15 protein-coding genes are annotated in these 17,539 nt (G+C 66.9%); 7 read left to right on the top strand and 8 right to left on the bottom strand.

Annotated elements, in window-relative coordinates; all coding sequences use genetic code 11:
* Positions 1-48: 48 nt before the first annotated feature.
* The 5 genes from FQV39_RS25605 to FQV39_RS25625 form a co-directional block, all read right to left on the bottom strand.
* Positions 49-1,983 (bottom strand): bifunctional 5-dehydro-2-deoxygluconokinase/5-dehydro-2-deoxyphosphogluconate aldolase, encoded by a 1,935-nt coding sequence (locus FQV39_RS25605; RefSeq protein ID WP_149132859.1) that lies wholly within the window; start codon positions 1,981-1,983, stop codon positions 49-51.
* A 104-nt stretch (positions 1,984-2,087) separates the two neighbouring features.
* Entirely contained in the window at positions 2,088-2,960 is an 873-nt protein-coding gene (locus FQV39_RS25610) for a MurR/RpiR family transcriptional regulator (protein ID WP_149132860.1), read from the bottom strand.
* Positions 2,961-3,051: 91 nt separating this feature from the next.
* Positions 3,052-3,855, bottom strand: a complete 804-nt coding sequence (locus FQV39_RS25615) for an SDR family NAD(P)-dependent oxidoreductase (RefSeq protein ID WP_149132861.1) — start codon at positions 3,853-3,855, stop codon at positions 3,052-3,054.
* A gap of 157 nt (positions 3,856-4,012) precedes the next feature.
* Positions 4,013-5,032, bottom strand: a complete 1,020-nt coding sequence (locus FQV39_RS25620; protein ID WP_149132862.1) for a TRAP transporter substrate-binding protein — start codon at positions 5,030-5,032, stop codon at positions 4,013-4,015.
* A 187-nt stretch (positions 5,033-5,219) separates the two neighbouring features.
* A complete protein-coding gene (locus FQV39_RS25625) occupies positions 5,220-7,088 on the bottom strand; it encodes a TRAP transporter large permease (protein WP_149132863.1) in 1,869 nt (622 codons plus the stop codon).
* Between the two features lie 247 nt (positions 7,089-7,335).
* On the opposite strand from FQV39_RS25625, the gene FQV39_RS25630 reads away from it, so the two are divergent.
* The 3 genes from FQV39_RS25630 to FQV39_RS25640 are packed head-to-tail and all read left to right on the top strand — an operon-like array spanning position 7,336 to position 10,684.
* Complete coding sequence (locus FQV39_RS25630) at positions 7,336-8,202, top strand: IclR family transcriptional regulator (protein WP_472840608.1); 867 nt, start codon at positions 7,336-7,338, stop codon at positions 8,200-8,202.
* The gene (locus FQV39_RS25635; RefSeq protein ID WP_149132865.1) at positions 8,199-9,833 is read left to right on the top strand and encodes an acyl-CoA synthetase; all 1,635 of its coding nucleotides are present in this window, start codon (positions 8,199-8,201) and stop codon (positions 9,831-9,833) included. The genes FQV39_RS25630 and FQV39_RS25635 overlap by 4 nt, the downstream gene beginning before the upstream one ends.
* Positions 9,830-10,684 (top strand): PCC domain-containing protein, encoded by an 855-nt coding sequence (locus FQV39_RS25640; RefSeq protein ID WP_149132866.1) that lies wholly within the window; start codon positions 9,830-9,832, stop codon positions 10,682-10,684. The genes FQV39_RS25635 and FQV39_RS25640 overlap by 4 nt, the downstream gene beginning before the upstream one ends.
* 165 nt (positions 10,685-10,849) lie before the next feature.
* Here the strand turns inward: FQV39_RS25640 and FQV39_RS25645 are convergent, their stop codons facing one another.
* Positions 10,850-12,481, bottom strand: a complete 1,632-nt coding sequence (locus FQV39_RS25645) for an acyl-CoA synthetase (RefSeq protein ID WP_149132867.1) — start codon at positions 12,479-12,481, stop codon at positions 10,850-10,852.
* Between the two features lie 119 nt (positions 12,482-12,600).
* Here FQV39_RS25645 and FQV39_RS25650 point away from each other — a divergent pair, with 119 nt between their 5' ends.
* Positions 12,601-13,497 carry a 3-keto-5-aminohexanoate cleavage protein gene (locus FQV39_RS25650; protein WP_149132868.1) on the top strand — a complete coding sequence of 299 codons (897 nt, stop codon included), beginning with the start codon at positions 12,601-12,603 and terminating at the stop codon, positions 13,495-13,497.
* 13 nt (positions 13,498-13,510) lie between these two features.
* Here FQV39_RS25650 and FQV39_RS25655 read toward each other — a convergent pair whose 3' ends face one another.
* Entirely contained in the window at positions 13,511-13,885 is a 375-nt protein-coding gene (locus tag FQV39_RS25655; RefSeq protein WP_149132869.1) for a DUF4180 domain-containing protein, read from the bottom strand.
* A gap of 132 nt (positions 13,886-14,017) precedes the next feature.
* On the opposite strand from FQV39_RS25655, the gene FQV39_RS25660 reads away from it, so the two are divergent.
* The gene (locus tag FQV39_RS25660) at positions 14,018-15,388 is read left to right on the top strand and encodes an ABC1 kinase family protein (protein WP_149132870.1); all 1,371 of its coding nucleotides are present in this window, start codon (positions 14,018-14,020) and stop codon (positions 15,386-15,388) included.
* 145 nt (positions 15,389-15,533) lie between these two features.
* Here FQV39_RS25660 and FQV39_RS25665 read toward each other — a convergent pair whose 3' ends face one another.
* Positions 15,534-15,800: a hypothetical protein gene (locus FQV39_RS25665; RefSeq protein WP_149132871.1), complete on the bottom strand. Its 267-nt coding sequence runs from the start codon at positions 15,798-15,800 to the stop codon at positions 15,534-15,536.
* 270 nt (positions 15,801-16,070) lie between these two features.
* Here FQV39_RS25665 and FQV39_RS25670 point away from each other — a divergent pair, with 270 nt between their 5' ends.
* Complete coding sequence (locus FQV39_RS25670) at positions 16,071-16,355, top strand: aa3-type cytochrome c oxidase subunit IV (protein ID WP_149132872.1); 285 nt, start codon at positions 16,071-16,073, stop codon at positions 16,353-16,355.
* 36 nt (positions 16,356-16,391) lie between these two features.
* Complete coding sequence (locus FQV39_RS25675; RefSeq protein WP_149132873.1) at positions 16,392-17,531, top strand: Re/Si-specific NAD(P)(+) transhydrogenase subunit alpha; 1,140 nt, start codon at positions 16,392-16,394, stop codon at positions 17,529-17,531.
* Positions 17,532-17,539 lie beyond the last annotated feature (8 nt).

Below are 17,539 nucleotides of genomic sequence, written 5' to 3' on the forward strand. Positions count from 1 at the left end.
AGCATCGGCTTGTTCCGAAAACCGGTTCCCACTTTTCGGGCCGATGCACTAGGCCGCCTTGCGGCCGCGCGTGGCAAGCCAGAGGTTGGTCAATGCCTCGAAGCGCCGGGCAATGTCGGCGATGGCGGCTTCGTCGTCGAGCTTGCCGGCGAGCCAGCCTTCCGCTGCGGCCATGAAGATGGTGCGGCCGACGGCGAAGCCCTTGACGATGGGCGCGCCCGCCGTGGCGGCGAAACCGGCCTCCAACTCCTCGGCCGGGGCGTCGAGCCCGAGCAGCAGGACGCCGCGGCACCAGGGATCGTGCTTCGCGATGGTCTTCTCGATCGCGGCCCAGGCGGCCGGCGAGGATTGCGGCTCGAGCTTCCACCAGTCGGGCTTGATGCCGAGCGCATAGATTTCTTCCAGTGCGCGGGCGACGGTGTCCGGCCCGAGCGGGCCGTTCTTGCCGGCGATGATCTCGATCAGCAATTCGCGGCCGACCTTGCGCGCCGCCTCGAACAGGCCGCGCAGCTTGTCCTGCTGGGCCTGCTTCAGCTCCGCCGGGTCGTCCGGATGATAGAAGCAGAGCGCCTTGATGCAGTGATCGACCGGCCATTCCGGCAGGAGCGAGCCGATGTCCTGGCTGGTCTCGAAGCGCAGCGGCCGCGATCCCGGCAGTTCGACCGGGCGGCCGAGCCAAGCGAAGGGGTGGCGGGCGAACTCGAACATCGCCTCGCGCCCATGCTTCTCGTCGAGCAGCATGCCGTAGCCGGGCCGGCCATCGGCGACACGGGCGGCGGCTTTCACCGCGAGCACCTTGAAGTCGCGGATGCGGGCGGGATCGGCACTGAGCTTTGCCGCGAGATCTTCCAGTTGGGCGCGGTGGTCGCAGGCGAGCGCCATCAGCGAGGGGATGCTGCGCCGACGTGTCGTCGCCCAATGGATGTGGTTGATGTCCTCGTCCTTGCGCAGGGCGCGGTGCGGGCTGCCGTTCTTCAGGAAGTACTGCAGCTCCTCGAAGGTCGGGCTCTCCGGCGAGCAGAGCAGGCGCGAGACGGCGAAGGCGCCGCAGGCATTGGCCCAGGTCGCGGCGGTCTGCAGGCTCTCACCGCCGAGCCAGCCGCGCAGGAAGCCGGACATGAAGGCGTCGCCGGCGCCCAATACGTTGTAGACCTCGATCGGGAAGCCCTTGCCGACGATGCCGTCCTCCAGATCGTCGGAGATCGCGCCTTCATAGACGATGCAGCCCATCGGTCCGCGCTTGAGCACGATGGTGGCGGGGGTCAGCGAACGGATGGTCTTCAGCGCCTGCAGCAATTCGCTCTCGCCCGAGGCGATCAGCACCTCTTCCTCGGTGCCGATGACGAGATCGCAGCCGGGCAGGACCGTCTTCATCCGCTCGGAGACGGCCTGCGAAGCGATGTAGCGGTTGTCGCCGGCATCATGGCCGGCGAGCCCCCAGAGATTGGGGCGATAGTCGATGTCGAGCACGACCTTGCCGCAGGCCTCGTGCATCAGCTTCATCGCCTTGCGTTGGGCGGCCTCGGGCTTCGGACGCGCGAAATGGGTGCCGGTGACGACGACGGCGCGGGCCCGCGCGATGAATGCCGGGTCGATGTCGCCTTCCTCCAGCGCCATGTCGGCGCAGTTCTCGCGGTAGAACAGGAGGGGGAAGGACTTGTCGCTCTCGACCGAGAGGATGGCGAGTGCGGTGAGCCGCTCGGAATCGGTCTTCAGACCGTCGAGATTGACGCCTTCGCGGGCGAGCTGCTCACGCAGGAAGCGGCCGAACTGCTCGTTGCCGACGCGGGTGAGCAGGGCCGAGCGCAGGCCGAGACGCGCGGTGCCGATGGCGATGTTCGCCGGGCAGCCGCCGACCGATTTGGCGAAGCTGGTGACATCCTCCAGCCGCGAGCCGATCTGCTGGCCGTAGAGATCGACCGAGGCCCGGCCGATGGTGATGACGTCGAGCGCCTGCGCCGATCCGCCGAGCGGTCCCGTCATATGCTCCTCCAGGCCTTGCCGCTTCTCATGACGTGCGGTTGGCCGAGCGGCCCCGCCTTGGCGGTATGAAATAATAATTCCATTAATCCGTCAACACGGAATGTCTATTCCTGTTCGCGCGAGCGACGCCGGCGGTTGCGTCCGGCGCGGCGGGCATCGCCGATGCCGACGGCAAGCGCCATGGCCAGGGCCATGGTCGAGGACAGGGTACGGAAGCCGCCGAAATCGGCCTCGGCCACCTCGAACCAGGTCTGGGCAACACTGGCGAGGGGCGAGAAAGCGCTGTCGGTGATGGCGACGACGGGCACGCCGCGCTCGGCGAGGCCGCGCGCATCCTCGATCGTGGTGGGTGTATAGGGCGAGAAGCTGATGACGAGGGCAGCATCCTTCGGCGTCGCGAAGGAGATGATCTCCGGACTCAGCCCCGCTGCCGACTCGACCAATTGGTTGCGCACCTCAAGCTTGCCGAGCGCATAGGCGAGGTAGCTCGCCACCGGGAAGGAGCGGCGGCGCGCGAGGATATAGATCGTCTCGGCCTCGGCGAGCGTCGCGATCGCGCGGTCGAGCGCCGCGTCGTCGAGCGCACGGCTCATCACGTCGAGCGATTTGCGCGAGGCGGTGAGGAAGCCGTCGAAGATGCGGTGATTGCGGGCCACTCCGCTCTCGCCGGCACGCAGAGTATTGAGGCGCTCCTCATAGCTCGAGTTGCGCTCCCGGAGCCGCTCCCGGAAGACAGCCTGCAAGCTCGTGAAACCGTCGAAGCCGAGATGCTGGGCGAAGCGGATCAGCGTCGAGGGCTGCACGCCGGCCGAGACCGCGATGCTGGCGGCGGTGCCGAAGGCGATCTCGTCGGGATTGTCGAGCGCATAAGCCGCGATCTGGGCGATGCGCTTGGGCAGGCTCTCGCGCTGGGCGAGAATCAGCGTGCGCAGCCCGTCGAAGTCACGCGGCAGTTCCGCAACGGCGGTTTCGCTCATTCTGGGTTTCCGTTGCCGTCCCTGTTGCGACAGTTCTGGCAGCGAAGCGGAAACGGAGCAAGCGTTCCAATCAGGGAATGAACAGTCGATATCAGCCCGGCAGCCCGGCGGTGCAGCTCTGGCCGCCGTCGACCGGCAGGCAGACTCCGGTGATGAATTTCGCCTCGTCGGAGGCGAGGAAGACCGCGGCGTTGGCGATGTCCCAGGCGGTGCCCATCTTGCCCATCGGCACCTGCGCGTTGCGGGCGGCGACCATCTCCTCGACGGTAGCGTATTGCGAGGAGATCTGCTTGTAGATCAATGGCGTATCGATCAGGCCCGGCATGATGCAGTTCGCGCGGATGTTCTGCTTGGCATACTGCATCGCGAGCGCGACCGTCGCCTGGTTCACCGCCGCCTTGGTGGCGTAGTAGGCGAAATAGGGATAGCCGGTCCAGCGGATGGCGGCGAGCGAGGAGATGTTGACGATCGCGCCGCCGCCGCCCTTCAACATCTCAGGAATTGCCGCCTTGGCGCAGCGATAGACCGAGCCGAGATTGAGCTGGAGCGAGGCGTTGAACTCACCCTCCGACAGCTCGACCGGTCCGCCCATATGGGTGACGCCGACATTGTTGTGCAGGATGTCGACGCGGCCGAAATGCCCGGCGGCCTCGGCGACGCAGGCCTCGACCGAGGCAAGGTTCGTCACGTCGGCGGCAAGCGCCAGTGCCCGGCCGCCTTCGCCAGCGATGATGGCGGCGGTTTCCTCGGCGGCGGCCCGGTTCAGGTCGATGCAGGCGACGCCCGCGCCTTCGCGGGCATAGGCGACCGCTGCCGCCTTGCCGTTGCCCCAGCCGGGCCCGGAAGAACCGGCGCCGAAAACGATCGCGATCTTGCCCTTCAGCCGGTCGGCCATGGTGGTTTTCCGCAGTTCACAGAGAGGGCGTCATTCCGGGTGGAGCGAAGCGGAGACCCGGAATCCATCATAGGGCGCTTTGCTCTACGATGGATTCCGGGTCGGCGCCGCTGCGCGGCTTGCCCGGAATGACGGGTGTTGTGCTTGGGATGGCCGCTCAGCTCAGCGAGCTGCCGACCGCCTTCTCCAGGATGCCCCAGGCCTCGTCGCCGTATTTCTTCTTCCACTCGGCGTAGAAGCCGGCCTTGCGCAGCGCATCGCGGAAGGCGTCGGCCTTGGTCTCGTTGACGACCATGCCCTTCGAGACCAGCTCGCCCTGCAGGCCGGCATTGAGCTTGGCGACGTCCTCGCGCTCCAGCACGGCGGCGGCGTTGATGTTCTTGGCAACGATGGCGCGCAAATCTTCCGGCAGCTTCTCCCAGGCGCGGCGGTTGGCCAGGAACCAGAAGCCGTCCCACATATGGTTGGTCAGGGAGAGGTACTTCTGCACCTCGAAGAGCTTGGCCGTCGCGATGATCGCGAGCGGGTTCTCCTGGCCGTCGACGATCTTGGTCTGCAGCGCGGTGTAGACCTCGGCGAAGTTGATGCTGGCCGGAGCCGACTGGAAGGCGGTGAACATCGAGGTCCAGAGCGGGGAGACCGGCACGCGGATCTTGAAGCCCTTCAGATCGTCGGGCGTGTTGACCGGGCCCTTGGACGAGGTGATCTGGCGGAAGCCGTTGTCCCAGATCTTGTCCATGACGACGAGGTTGGCCTTGTTGATCTGGCCACGGACGTATGCGCCGAGCTCGCCATCCATCGCCTTCCAGACCGCGTCGTAGTTCGGGAAGGCGAAGCCGATGCCGGAGAGCGAGGCGTTGGCGACCAGCGTCGAGAGGATCAGCGGCGAGAGGGTGAAGAACTCGACGCCGCCCGAGCGGACCTGGCTCAGCATGTCGGTGTCGGAGCCGAGCTGGTTGTTCGGGAAGATCTGGATGTCGACGCGCCCCTTCGTTTCTTCCTTGATCTTGGCCATCGCCTCGTTGGCGCGCAGGTTCATCGGGTGCGCGACGGGCAGGTTGTTGGCGTATTTGTAGGTGAACTCGGCGCTCTGCGCATTGGCGCGGCCGATATGGAAGGTGCCGATGGCGGAAGCGGCGGCTGTCGCCTTGAGCAGGCTGCGGCGTGAGATGGTCATGGGCGTTTCTCCTTGGCTGCTTTTACTTGTTTCTGCGGTTGATTTCAGGGGCGCGTCATCCCGGCCGCAGCGCAGCGGAGTGCCGGGATCCATCGTAGGGCTCCGCGCTCTACGATGGATCCCGGATCTGCGCGGCTAGCGCCGCTTGTCCGGGATGACGTCGAGCCTGTTCGTTCCGACATGAGCTTCACAGCACCCAGGTCGAGAGGCCGGGGACGAGGGCGATGACGACGAGGCCGATCAGCAGGGCGACGAGATAGGGCCAGATCGCGCCCATCGCCTCGTCGGGCGAGACATTGCCGATCTTGCAGGCGATGTAGAAGCCGATGCCGATCGGCGGCGTCATCAGGCCGATATTCATCGCGGTGACGACGACCATCGAGTAGTGCACGTCGTTGATGCCGAGGTTCTTGGCGATTGGGAACATCAGCGGCGCCATCAGCACGATCGCCGGCAGGCCCTCGAGGATGCAGCCGAGGATCATGAAGACGACGATGGTGACCGCCATGAAGGTGAGCCAGCCGCCCGGCAGCCCGGCCATGAAGGTCGCGAGGTCGCGGGCGAAGCCGGTCTGGGTCAGCGCCCAGGCCATGGCGAGCGCCGTGCCGAGGATCATCAGGATCGCGCCGGAGAGCGCGGCCGTCTCGACCAGCATCTGGTAGAACTTGGCCCGGCCGATGCCGCCATAGAGCACGATGCCGATGATCAGCGCGTAGAGCACCGCGATGGTCGAAACCTCGGTTGCGGTGGCGACGCCGCCACCGACCGCAGCGCGGATGATGAAGGGCAGGACGAGGGCGGGCGCGGCGATCAGCGCCGCCTTGCCGATGACGGAGAGGGGAGCGCGGCGCACGCCCTTCATGTCCTCGGCCATCGCCTTCCAGCGGGCGAGGCCGGCGAGCGCGACGAGCAGCACGCCGGCGATGACGAAGCCGGCATTGAACAGGCCGGCGATGGAGACGCCGGCGACGGAGCCGAGCACGATCAGCACGATCGAGGGCGGCACCGTGTCGGCCATCGCCGCGCCGGTGGAGAGCAGCGCGATCAGGTCCTTGGGCTTGTAGCCGCGCCGCTTCATCTCCGGGAAGAGGGCGGGGGCGACCGTCGCCATGTCCGAGACCTTCGAGCCCGAGATGCCGGAGACGAGGAAGAGCGAGCCGAGCAGCACATAGGACATGCCGGCGCGGACATGGCCGAGCATCGAGGCAAGGAAATCGACGATCGCCTTGCCCATACCGGTGGCGTCGAGGATGCAGCCGAGCAGCACGAAGATCGGCACGGAAAGCAGGATGATGCTCGACATGCCCTCGTCCATGCGCCCGATCATCACGACGGTCGGCACGCTGGTCGAAAACATCAGGAAGCAGAGCGTGCCCAGGCCGAAGCAGAAGGCGATGGGCACGCCGGCGACGAGGCAGAGCGCGACGACGCCGATCAGAAAGATCAGGATATTGAGATAGCCCAGCTTCTTGAAGGCAGGCGTGCCGAGCCAGAAGAGCAGGCCCAGCCCGGCGACCAGCAGAGCGGCCAGCACCAGATCCTGCGGGCGGGAGGTCTTGATCGCGTAGCGCAGGGCGAGGAGCAGCATCAGGATGACGCCGGTGGCGATAGCCGAGACGCGCCAGCTATTGGGAATGTTGAGCGCAGCCGAGGTGACGTAGCTCTCCTCGATCGCGTAATCGATCGCCGGATAGACCATGGCGGCGAGAAAGGCGGCCGCAGCGAGCAGCGCGAAGGTCTCGACGAACCGGCGCAGCCGCTCCGGCATCATACCGACGAAGAGCGTCAGCCGCAGATGCTCGTTGCGGTCGATGGCGATGGCTGCGCCGAGCATGGCGAGCCAGATGAACGAAATCGAGGCGACCTCGTCGACCCAGACGAAGGGCAGCGAGAAGACATAGCGCGATGTCACGCCTAGCAGGAGCACGCAGACGATGAAGGCGACGAGCGCGGCGGCGACGAACTCGACCGGGCGCATGATCGCGGAGCCAGGACGTGCGTCCTCGTTCTCGCTGAGATTCTCGGGCAGCGTCAACGTATCGACGACATCGACCATGCCGCGGCCTCAGCTAAAGCTCAGGCGGCACGAGCTTGCGCCCGCCACGCAGGTTGCCACGAGGGCCATCGTTCATCCTCCCTTCGCGCCGATCTTGTAGGTCGTCGACGTCGATTTCGGTCCATACTGTGAGCAGCGGACGGCCGGCAGATTTACACGAGGAAGGCGCCATTGCAATCAGCAATGCGCCAATCTAGGCTCAGGCGATAAGAACAAGGTCCATATTATGGACTATCAGGAGGAGCGCTTGCCGCAGAGTTTCGCGCCCGAAGCCGGCCTGTCCGGCTCGCAGAGCGTCGACCGTGCGCTCGGGCTGCTCTCGCTGATCGGGCGAGAGCCGGCCGACGGGCTGCCGCTTGGCGAGATCGTCTCCGGCAGCGGGCTCAACAAGCCGACGACGCGCCGGCTGCTGCTGGCTCTGATGCGGGCCGGGCTCGTCGAGCAGGAGCCGCTGACGCGGCGCTATTGCCTGGGCGAGGAGGCCTTCGTGCTCGGCGTGCTGGCGGCGCGCCGCCACGGCCTGCTCGAATTGGCGATGGACAGCCTGCGCCGGCTTTCGGCGGAGACGCAGGATACGAGCTTCCTGACCGTCCGGCGCGAAAACTACGCGATCTGCCTGCATCGCGAGGAGGGCACCTATCCGGTGCGGACCCATGCGCTCCAGACGGGGGACCAGCATCCGCTCGGCGTCGGCGCCGGCTCGCTTGCGCTTCTCGCTGCGCTGCCGGACGAGGATGTGGACCGCATCATCGCCGCCAACGAGACGGTGCTGCTGGCGCGCTATCCCGGCTTCGCGCCCGATCCGATGCGGGCCGATATCACTGCCACGCGCGAGCGTGGCTTCTCGCTCAACCCCGGCCGGCTGGTCGCCAGCTCCTGGGGCATCGGGCGGGCTTTCCGTTATCCGGACGGGCGCGTCGCAGGGGCCTTTTCGATCGCCGCGATCGACAGTCGCATGGCGCCGGTCCGGCAGGAGGAGCTGTCGCGGCTGCTGGCACGCGAGGCCGCGCGGATGGAAGCGCTGCTGGCGCAGATGTTCGTGTCAAAACGGGGCGCAGCGCCCATGACAGCGGCAGCGCCGCGATCCATCGAGACAGGGAGAGCCGCAAGATGAGCTCCGCAACCGCAGCCCCCGTCGGAGGCGTCGTGCCGATGTCGCAGCGGGTGATGAATCTCGCCCATATCGTGACGCAGAATGCGCGCCGGCTGCCGAAGCATCCCGCCTTCATCTGGGGCGAGAAGAGGCTCGACTGGGCTGAGATCGATGCGCAGGTCTCGGGCCTGGCGGCGGGTTTGAAGGCGCGCGGCATCGGCAAGGGCGACCGCGTGCTGGTCCATTCCAAGAATTGCGACGCGATGTTCGTCTCGATGTTCGCGACCTTCCGGCTCGGCGCCGTCTGGGTTCCCACGAATTTCCGCCTGCTGCCGGACGAGGTCGGTTATCTCGCCTCGGCCTCCGGTGCGAAGGCCTTCCTCTGCCATGGCGATTTCCCCGAGCATGCCGCTGCCGTCGCGGCGGCGAAGCCGGCGCCGGAGTTCACCTGGCGGATCGGCGAGGGGGCTTTCGGGGAGGACGAGGTCGGTGCGGTCATCGCGCGCCATCGTGGCAAGCGCGTCGAGAATGCCGCGGTCGAGCGCGACGATCCTTGCTGGTTCTTCTTCACCTCGGGCACGACGGGGCGCTCCAAGGCCGCCGTGCTGACGCATGGCCAGATGGGCTTCGTCGTGACGAACCATCTCTGCGATCTCGTGCCGGGCTCGACCGAGGCCGACGCCTCGCTGGTGGTGGCGCCGCTCTCGCATGGTGCGGGCGTGCATCAGCTGATGATCTCGGCGCGCGGCGCGACCTCGATCCTGCTGCCGACCGAGCGCTTCGACATCGACGAGGCCTATCGGCTGATCGCGAAGCACCGCGTCAGCAACATCTTCACGGTGCCGACGATCCTGAAGATGCTGGTCGAGCATCCGGCCGCCGACCAGCACGATCATTCCAGCCTGCGCTACATCATCTATGCAGGCGCGCCGATGTATCGTGAGGACCAGAAGGCGGCGCTGAAGAAGCTCGGCAAGGTGATCGTGCAGTATTTCGGGCTGGGCGAGGTCACCGGCAACATTACCGTGCTGCCGCCGGCGCTGCACGAGCCCGAAGACGGCCCGCATGCGCGCATCGGCACCTGCGGCTTCGAGCGCACCGGAATGCAGGTGCAGATCCAGGACGAGGACGGAAAAGAGGTTGGCGCGAACGTCCAAGGCGAGATCTGCGTGATCGGCCCGGCCGTCTTCGCCGGCTATTACGACAACCCGGAAGCCAATGCGAAATCCTTCCGCGACGGCTGGTTCCGCACCGGCGATCTCGGGCACATGGACGAGCAGGGCTTCGTCTACATCACCGGCCGGGCCTCGGACATGTACATCTCCGGCGGCTCGAACATCTATCCGCGCGAGATCGAGGAGAAGATCCTGACTCATCCGGCGATCGCGGAGGTCGCTGTGCTCGGCGTGCCCGACCCGGTCTGGGGCGAGATCGGCATTGCGGTCTGCGTGACCAGGCCGGGGCAGAGCGCGACCGAAGCCGAGATCGCGGAGTTTTTGGCGCCGAAGATCGCTCGCTACAAGATGCCCAAGCGCTTCCTCTTCTGGGAGGCGCTGCCGAAATCGGGCTATGGCAAGGTGCCGAAGCGCCTCGTCAAGGACGAGCTGGAGAAGCGCGGCGAGCTCGATTTCCTGAAGGGGAAGGCCTCGTGAGGCGGATCGAACAGCCCGGCACCGGCGCGCCCGAGCGCGTCCAGTGGGCGGAATGCCACGGGCTCGTCTTTCCGATGACGCTGCAGGCCGGTTTGCCGCTGCTGGAGGCGGTCAGGCGCAGCTTCGCGGCGGCGGGCTTCGTCTCGGGCGTGGCCAAGCTCGACGGGCTGAAGCTCGCGCCCTTCGCCTATGTCATGCCGGCGCTGTCGAAGACGCCGGAACACGCCGCCTTCTACAGCGAGACCTTCCGGCCGGCCGGCGTGTCGCAGGTGGAAGTGGGCGCGATGACCTTCGGCCAGCGTGACGGCGCGCCCTTCTTCCATGCCCATGCGCTGTGGACGGAAGGTTCGGCCAGGCGCAGCGGCGGCCATATCCTGCCAGACGAGACGGTGGTCGCGGAGACGATCACCCTGCCGGCCGTCGGCTTGGATGGCGCGGCCTTCGTCGCCGAGCCGGATAGCGAGACGAACTTCAAGCTGTTCGGGCCGAAGCTGGCGGCGCTGCTCGATGCGACCCGGAACGGGCGCTTCTTCGCGCTGCGGGTCAAGCCGAATGTCGATTTCTGCGGGGCGCTTGAGGCTTTCTGTACCGAGCGCGGTATCCGCGAGGCGCTGATCCATGGCGGTGTCGGCTCGACCATCGGGGCGCGGTTCGCGGATGGCGGGGCGGTCGAGAACTTCGCCACGGAGGTTGCGATCACGGAGGGGCGGATCGCGGACGGCGGCGAGGGTTTGCGGGCGGCGATCGATGTGGCGCTGGTCGACTATCGCGGCGGATTGGCGAGCGGGCGGCTCGTCCGCGGGGACAACCCGGTGCTGATGACCTTCGAGCTGGTGCTGGAGGCGCGCTGACGCGGTTCTGCATCAATCGAAGAGGCGCCGTCATCCCGGACAAGCGGCTTCAGCCGCGCAGATCCGGGATCCATGCCGGAGCGCAGATGACAAAGGTTCAGGCATGGATCCCGGGTCTCCGCTTCGCTCCGCCCGGGATGACGGCGGTCCCTCGGGTTTCCGATTTCAGTTCCTCCCGCCGCGCTGCTTCTCGATCTCCCTGTCACGCAAATCCTTCCGCCGGATCTTCCCCGTCGCGGTCAGTGGCAGCTCCGTCACGAATTCGACTTTGCGCGGATACTGGTAGGCCGCCAGCCTATCGCGCACGAAGGCCTGGATCTCGGCCGCCAATGCCGACGACGGTTCCACATCCGGCTTCGGCAGGACGAAGGCCTTGACGATCTCGGTACGTACCGGATCAGGCACGCCGACGACCGCGACCATCAGCACCGCCGGATGGCGGATGATGCAGTCCTCGATGTCGCCCGGCCCGATGCGATAGGAGCCGGAGGAGATGATGTCGTCGTCGCGGCCCTGAAACCAGAAATAGCCCTCCTCGTCGCGGGCGCCGGTGTCGCCGGTGACAAGCCAGTCGCCGACGAATTTCGCTGCGGTGGCGTCGGGCTGGTTCCAGTATTCCAGCATCATCACCGGATCGGGCCGCGCGACTGCGATCAGCCCCTGCTCGCCGGGCGGCAGCTCGCGGCCCTCGGGCGAGATTACCGCGACGCGGTGGCCCGGCACGGCGCGGCCCATCGAGCCCGGCTTCACAGGGTAAAGGCTCGCGCAGTTGGCGACGAGCAGGTTGGCCTCGGTCTGGCCGTAGAACTCGTTGACCGGGAAGCCGAAGGTCTCGCGGCTCCAGTCCAGCATGTCGGCGCCGAGCGTTTCGCCGCCGGTGCCGATGGAGCGCATGGCATAGCCGAAACGCCGGGGATCGCGCACCTGCCGCATCAGCTTGAGCGCGGTCGGCGGCAGGAAGGCGTTGCGAACCTTGTGCCGCGCCATCAGCGCGAAAGCCGCCTCGGGGTCGAACTTGCGGGCGCGCGAGGCCAGCACTGGCACGCCGCAATAGAGGCTCGGCAAGAGCACGTCGAGCAAGCCGCCGATCCAGGCCCAGTCCGCCGGCGTCCAGAACAGGTCGCCGGACTGCGGGAAGAACTCCTGCGGCAATTGCACGCCCGGCAGGTGGCCGAGCAGCACGCGATGGGCGTGCAGAGCGCCCTTCGGCTTTCCGGTGGTGCCGGAGGTGTAGATGATCACGGCCGGGTCGTCGGCGCGGGTGTCCGCCGCAGTGTAGCTGTCGGAGGCCTTCGCCATCTCCGCCTCGAAGTCGAGATGGCCGGCGCCGCCGACGACGAAGATCCGGCGCAGATCGGGCAGGGCATGGCGGATCGCCTCGACCTTGCCGATGTTCTCGGCGTCGGTGACGAGCACGCTGGCGCCGCTATGGCCGAGGCGGTGCTCCAGCGCTTCGGGGCCGAACTGGATGAAGAGCGGCAGCGCGACGGCGCCGCGCTTGTAGGTGCCGAGATGGGCGATCGCGGTCTGCGGTGATTGCGGCAGCAGGATCCCGACGCGCTCGCCCGGCCCGATGCCATGATGCGCGAGCAGGTTAGCGAAGCGATTGGAGGCGCGGGCGAGATCGTCGAAGGAGAGCGTCGCGACCTTGCCGCCGTCTTCCTCGAAGATCAGCGCCGGACGGCCCGAGCCATCGGCATGAGCGTCCGAGCAGGCGGTGCCGATGTTGAAGCGGTCGGGGATGCGCCAGGCGAAGCGGCGCAGCGTATCGTCATAGGTCGTGCCGCGTTCCAGCAAGGGCCGCTCCGGTCGTTTCCATGCGTTTGAGCTGATCCTGCCCAGCCGGTGGGCAGGCTGGCAACCCCGGCGGCTGAGGCATACGGTCTGCGCAAAAGCGCGAAGGGGAGGGAATGCTCATGAGCCGACCGATCTGGATCGAAGCCGCGATCAACGGGCCCTGGGGCAAGGAACGGCAGCCGGGCATCCCGATCATGATACCCGACATCGTCGCTGATGGCATTGCCGCAGCTGAGGCGGGAGCGGCGATCGTCCATCTCCATGTCTACGATGTCGCGACCGGCAGGCAGCGCGACGACTGGCAGCTTTATGCGCGGGCGATCGAGGGCATTCGCGCCCGGGTCGATGCCATTGTCTATCCGACCATCCCGATCCTCGGCTCTGCTTACGCCGGCGACATGCATGGCTCCGGCCGCTACACGCATCTTGAGGAGCTGGCGAAGCGCGGGCTGGTCGAGTGGGGCGTGCTCGATCCCGGCTCCTGCAACTGGACGACCTTCGCCGGCATCCCGCAGGGCGAGGCCGGCTTCATCTACCAGAACCCCGGCGAGCATATTCGCGAGGGGATGGAGGTGGCTGAGCGTCACAAGGTCCATCCGAGCTATGCGATCTACGAGCCCGGCTTCACCCGGCTCGGCGCCGCTCTCGCCAAGGCCTATCCGGGCATGCCGACGCCGATCTACCGGCTGATGTTCTCGGACGCTTTCGCCTGGGGCTTCCCGCCGCGCGAATGGGCGCTGGAGGCGCATCTCAGGCTGCTGGCGGAAGATGCGCCCGATGCGCCGGTGATGATCGCCGGGCTCGGCGTCGATCTCTCGGATCTGGTCGCGCCTGCAGTCGCGCGCGGCGTCCATGTCCGCGGCGGGCTGGAGGATGCGCCCTTCGGCGAGACGCGCGGCAATGCGGCGCTGATCGCCGATCTGGTCAGCAAGGTCGAGGCCGCGGGAGGCCGTACGGCGGCCGTCACCGAGGTGCGCGCCGATCTCGCGGCGCGCACCTCGGGAACCGGGGCTTGACAGCCTTCGATCGCTAGGCAGCCGTTTCGGTTGCGAGCCGGGCGCGCAGCTGATCGACGTCCGGGACGAACCAGAGCGCCGAACCTTCATTGGTTTCGCGCACGAAGTCGCGCAGGGCGCCGCTGGCGTCGAGGGCTGCGGCGATATCTCCGACGAGCGCGCAGCGCAGGCGATAGTTCGCGAATTTCTGGAAGATCTCGCCGCCGATGCGGGTGCGCAGGTTCAGTACGTCCGGGCCGAGCCGCTCGACCGGGATCGCGAGCAGGTCGGCGCCGACGGACCAGGCTTCGCCGATGAAGTCGTTGGCATCGGCGGGGCTCGCCAGGAGTGGCCCGGTGCTGGCGAACAGGAGGGTGCGGACGCTTCCGATTTCGATCAGTTGAGACATCGCCCCTGCCTAGTAACCCCCGTCATTGGTGACAAGCTGGGATGTCCGGTGAGCCGCCGGCAAGCTGCCGCATTGGAATGACGGTGACAGCGTCTTAAATGCTGAGAACGACTGATCCGCGAAAGCGAGCCGATGTCCGAACGCGATAGCGAAGCCAATCGACTTTCCGCCCGTGCCGCGCGTTATGCCCGCGTCGGCGCCAATGTCGGCGGGGTGGCGGCGCGGATTGCCGGCTCCCGGCTCTTCGGCGTGGAGGGGCGGGACGCCTCGAATGCCGAGGCGCTGGCCAAGGCGCTCGGCGGGCTGAAGGGCCCGATCATGAAGGTGGCGCAGCTCATCGCCACCATCCCCGATGTCGTTCCGCCCGAATATGCCGCCGAACTGCAGAAGCTGCAGTCGCAGGCGCCGCCGATGGGCGCGGCCTTCGTCAAGCGCCGGATGATGGCGGAACTCGGCCCGCAATGGCGCGAGCGTTTCGGCGAGTTCGATCTGAAGCCGGCGGCGGCCGCCTCGCTCGGCCAGGTGCATCGCGCGACGACGACTGAGGGCGCGCCGCTGGCCTGCAAGCTGCAATACCCCGACATGGAATCGGCGGTGGAAGCGGATATCGCCCAGCTCGAAGTGCTGTTCGCGCTGCACCGGCGCATGGGCGCTGTGATCGACACCAGCGAGATCGCCAAGGAGATCGGCGCGCGCGTCCGCGAGGAGCTCGACTATCGCCGTGAGGCCCGGCACATCGCGCTCTACCGGGCGATCCTCGCGGATACGCCGGAGGTGTGCGTGCCGGCGGTGGAAGCTGGGCTTTCGACCCGGCGCCTCCTTACCATGCACTGGCTCGACGGCAGTCCGATCCTGTCGCACAAGCAGGACGGGCAGCAGGCGCGCGATCGCATCTCGACGGCGATGTTCAAGGCCTGGTGGCGCCCGTTCAGCCATCACGGCGTCATCCATGGCGATCCGCATCTCGGGAACTACACGGTCTTTTCCGAGGACGGCATACCGCAGGGCATCAACCTGCTCGACTATGGCTGCATCCGCATCTTCCCGCCTTCCTTCGTTGGTGGAGTGGTCGATCTCTATCAGGGCCTGCGGGACGGCGAGGAAGCGCGCGTCATCCATGCCTACGAGACCTGGGGCTTCAAGGGGCTGAGCAAGGACCTCGTCGACACGCTCAACATCTGGGCGCGCTTCATCTACGGGCCGCTGCTGGAGGACCGGACACGGCGCATCGCCGAGGGGGTCAAGCCGTCGGAATATGGTCGCAAGCAGGCCTTCCAGGTGCATCAGGCGCTGAAGCGGCGGGGGCCGGTGACGGTGCCGCGCGAGTTCGTCTTCATGGACCGCGCCGCGATCGGGCTCGGCGGCGTCTTCCTGCATCTCGACGCCGAGTTGAACTTCCACCGGCTGTTCGAGGCGGAGATCGAGGGGTTCTCGGTCGAGACGGTCGCCGAACGGCAGGCTGCCGCGCTGACGGCCGCTGGGCTTTCGGTGCCGCGCGCTTAGAGCGTGCTGGGTTTACACGGAACCACGGCGTCATCCCGGGCTTGCCCCGGGATCCATGCCGGAGCGTTTCCGATCAAGGTTCAGGCATGGATCCCGGCTCTCCGCTTCGCTGCGGCCGGGATGACCCGCGTGGTTCCGTGTAAAATCAGCGCACTCCAGCCTGGCTGGATACTTTGCGGAGCGTCGGCTCAATCGCCTCCGCTACCGCCGTCTCCACCTCCGTCCCCGTCAAACCAGCCTGTCCCTCCGTAGCCTCCGGCCGAGCCGGTGTCGCGGCGCCAGGCGGCGATTCCTCGTCGTCGCGCTTGGTTTGCTCCCGCGCCTCGGCGAACCAGCGCTTGGCTTTCTCGCGCAAGGCTGGATCGAGATAGAGCGGATCGTCCTTCGCGGCCGCTTTGATCGGGTCGTCCATGAGCGCCTTCCCTTGACCGCCAGAGTATAGACGAATCCGGTCAAACCGGCTCCGGCTGCCGCCGAAGGGCGTTAACGCCTCCCCTTCAAGCTGCGGGGAGATGCTTTTTCTCGGATTAAATCGATTGAATTTATTGAATCGAGCCGCTAGAGGATGAGGGTGCGGCATTTGAGCCATGCCCGTCACGGTTGCGTTGCGCTGGTGCGTTGCCCGTGCGTCGCGGGTGCGCTACAGGCTTAGAGAGAGTGTGTCTTTTTCAGGATCGAGACGATGGCCGACCACGCCCAGCATGCCGACATCCCCGCGATGGACTACGAGGAGCATGAGCGCACCTATACCGGCTTCGTGCACTTCGCCGAGGTCGGCGGCATCGCCTGCCTCGCGATCGTTGCGGCGCTCGCGGTCGGCGGCACCAAGCATGCCTGGGCCACGGCGCTGATCGGAACGATTCTTGCGGTCATCGGCACCGGTGTCGGCATTGCTGCTCCCTCGATCTCCTGGCGCGCGCCGGTCGTCGCGCTGGTTCTGATGCTCCTCGCCCTCCTGCTGCTCTGACCGTCTCCCTATAACGCCGGAAAGGCCTGCCCCACCATGCGCATTGCTGTCCCAGCCGAAACGCAAGGGGCGGAAACCCGCGTCGCCGCGACGCCGGAGACCGTCCGCAAGTTCAAGGGCCTCGGCGCCGAGGTCGTGATCGAGACGGGGGCGGGCAAAGCCTCCGGCATCCCCGATGCGGAGTATGAGACGGCTGGGGCGACGATCGCGAAAACGGCCAAGGAGGCGCTGAAGGGCGCCGAGATCGTGCTGAAGGTGCGTCGTCCGGCGGAGAAGGAGATCGCGGCGCTGCCAGCCGGCGCGCTGGTCATCGCGACAATGGACCCCTACGGCAACGAGGCGCAGGTCGAGGCGCTGGCCAAGGCCAATGTCGCTGCCTTCGCCATGGAGTTCATGCCGCGCATCACCCGCGCCCAGGTGATGGACGTGCTCTCCTCGCAGGCGAACCTGGCCGGCTACCGTGCCGTGATCGACGGGGCCGCCGAATACGGTCGGGCGCTGCCGATGATGATGACGGCGGCGGGCACCGTGCCGGCCGCGAAGATCTTCGTGATGGGCGTCGGGGTCGCCGGCCTGCAGGCGATCGCGACCGCGCGCCGTCTCGGCGCCATCGTCACCGCCACCGACGTGCGCCCGGCCACCAAGGAGCAGGTCGAATCGCTCGGCGCCAAGTTCCTCGCCGTCGAGGACGAGGAGTTCAAGCAGGCGCAGACCGCCGGCGGCTACGCCAAGGAGATGTCCAAGGAGTACCAGGCGAAGCAGGCGGAGCTGACCGCCAGCCACATCGCCAAGCAGGACATCGTCATCACCACCGCGCTGATCCCGGGCCGCCCGGCGCCGAAGCTGATAACGGCTGCGATGGTCGAGAGCATGAAGCCCGGTTCCGTGATCGTTGACCTCGCGGTCGAGCGTGGCGGCAACTGCGAGCTGGCGAAGCCCGGCGAGGTCGTCACGACGGAGAACGGCGTCAAGATCGTCGGCCATCTCAACGTGCCCGGACGTCTGGCTGCAACCTCCTCCTCGCTCTACGCCAAGAACCTCTTCGCTTTCGTCGAGACGCTGATCGACAAGGCCGAGAAGAAGCTCGCGGTGAACTGGGACGACGAGCTGGTCAAGGCGACCGCCCTGACGAAGGACGGCGCCGTCATCCATCCGAATTTCTCAGCCAAGGCCTGAGCGAAGGA

Origin of the sequence: Bosea sp. F3-2, from assembly GCF_008253865.1 — a bacterium.
Taxonomy (GTDB): Bacteria; Pseudomonadota; Alphaproteobacteria; order Rhizobiales; family Beijerinckiaceae; genus Allobosea.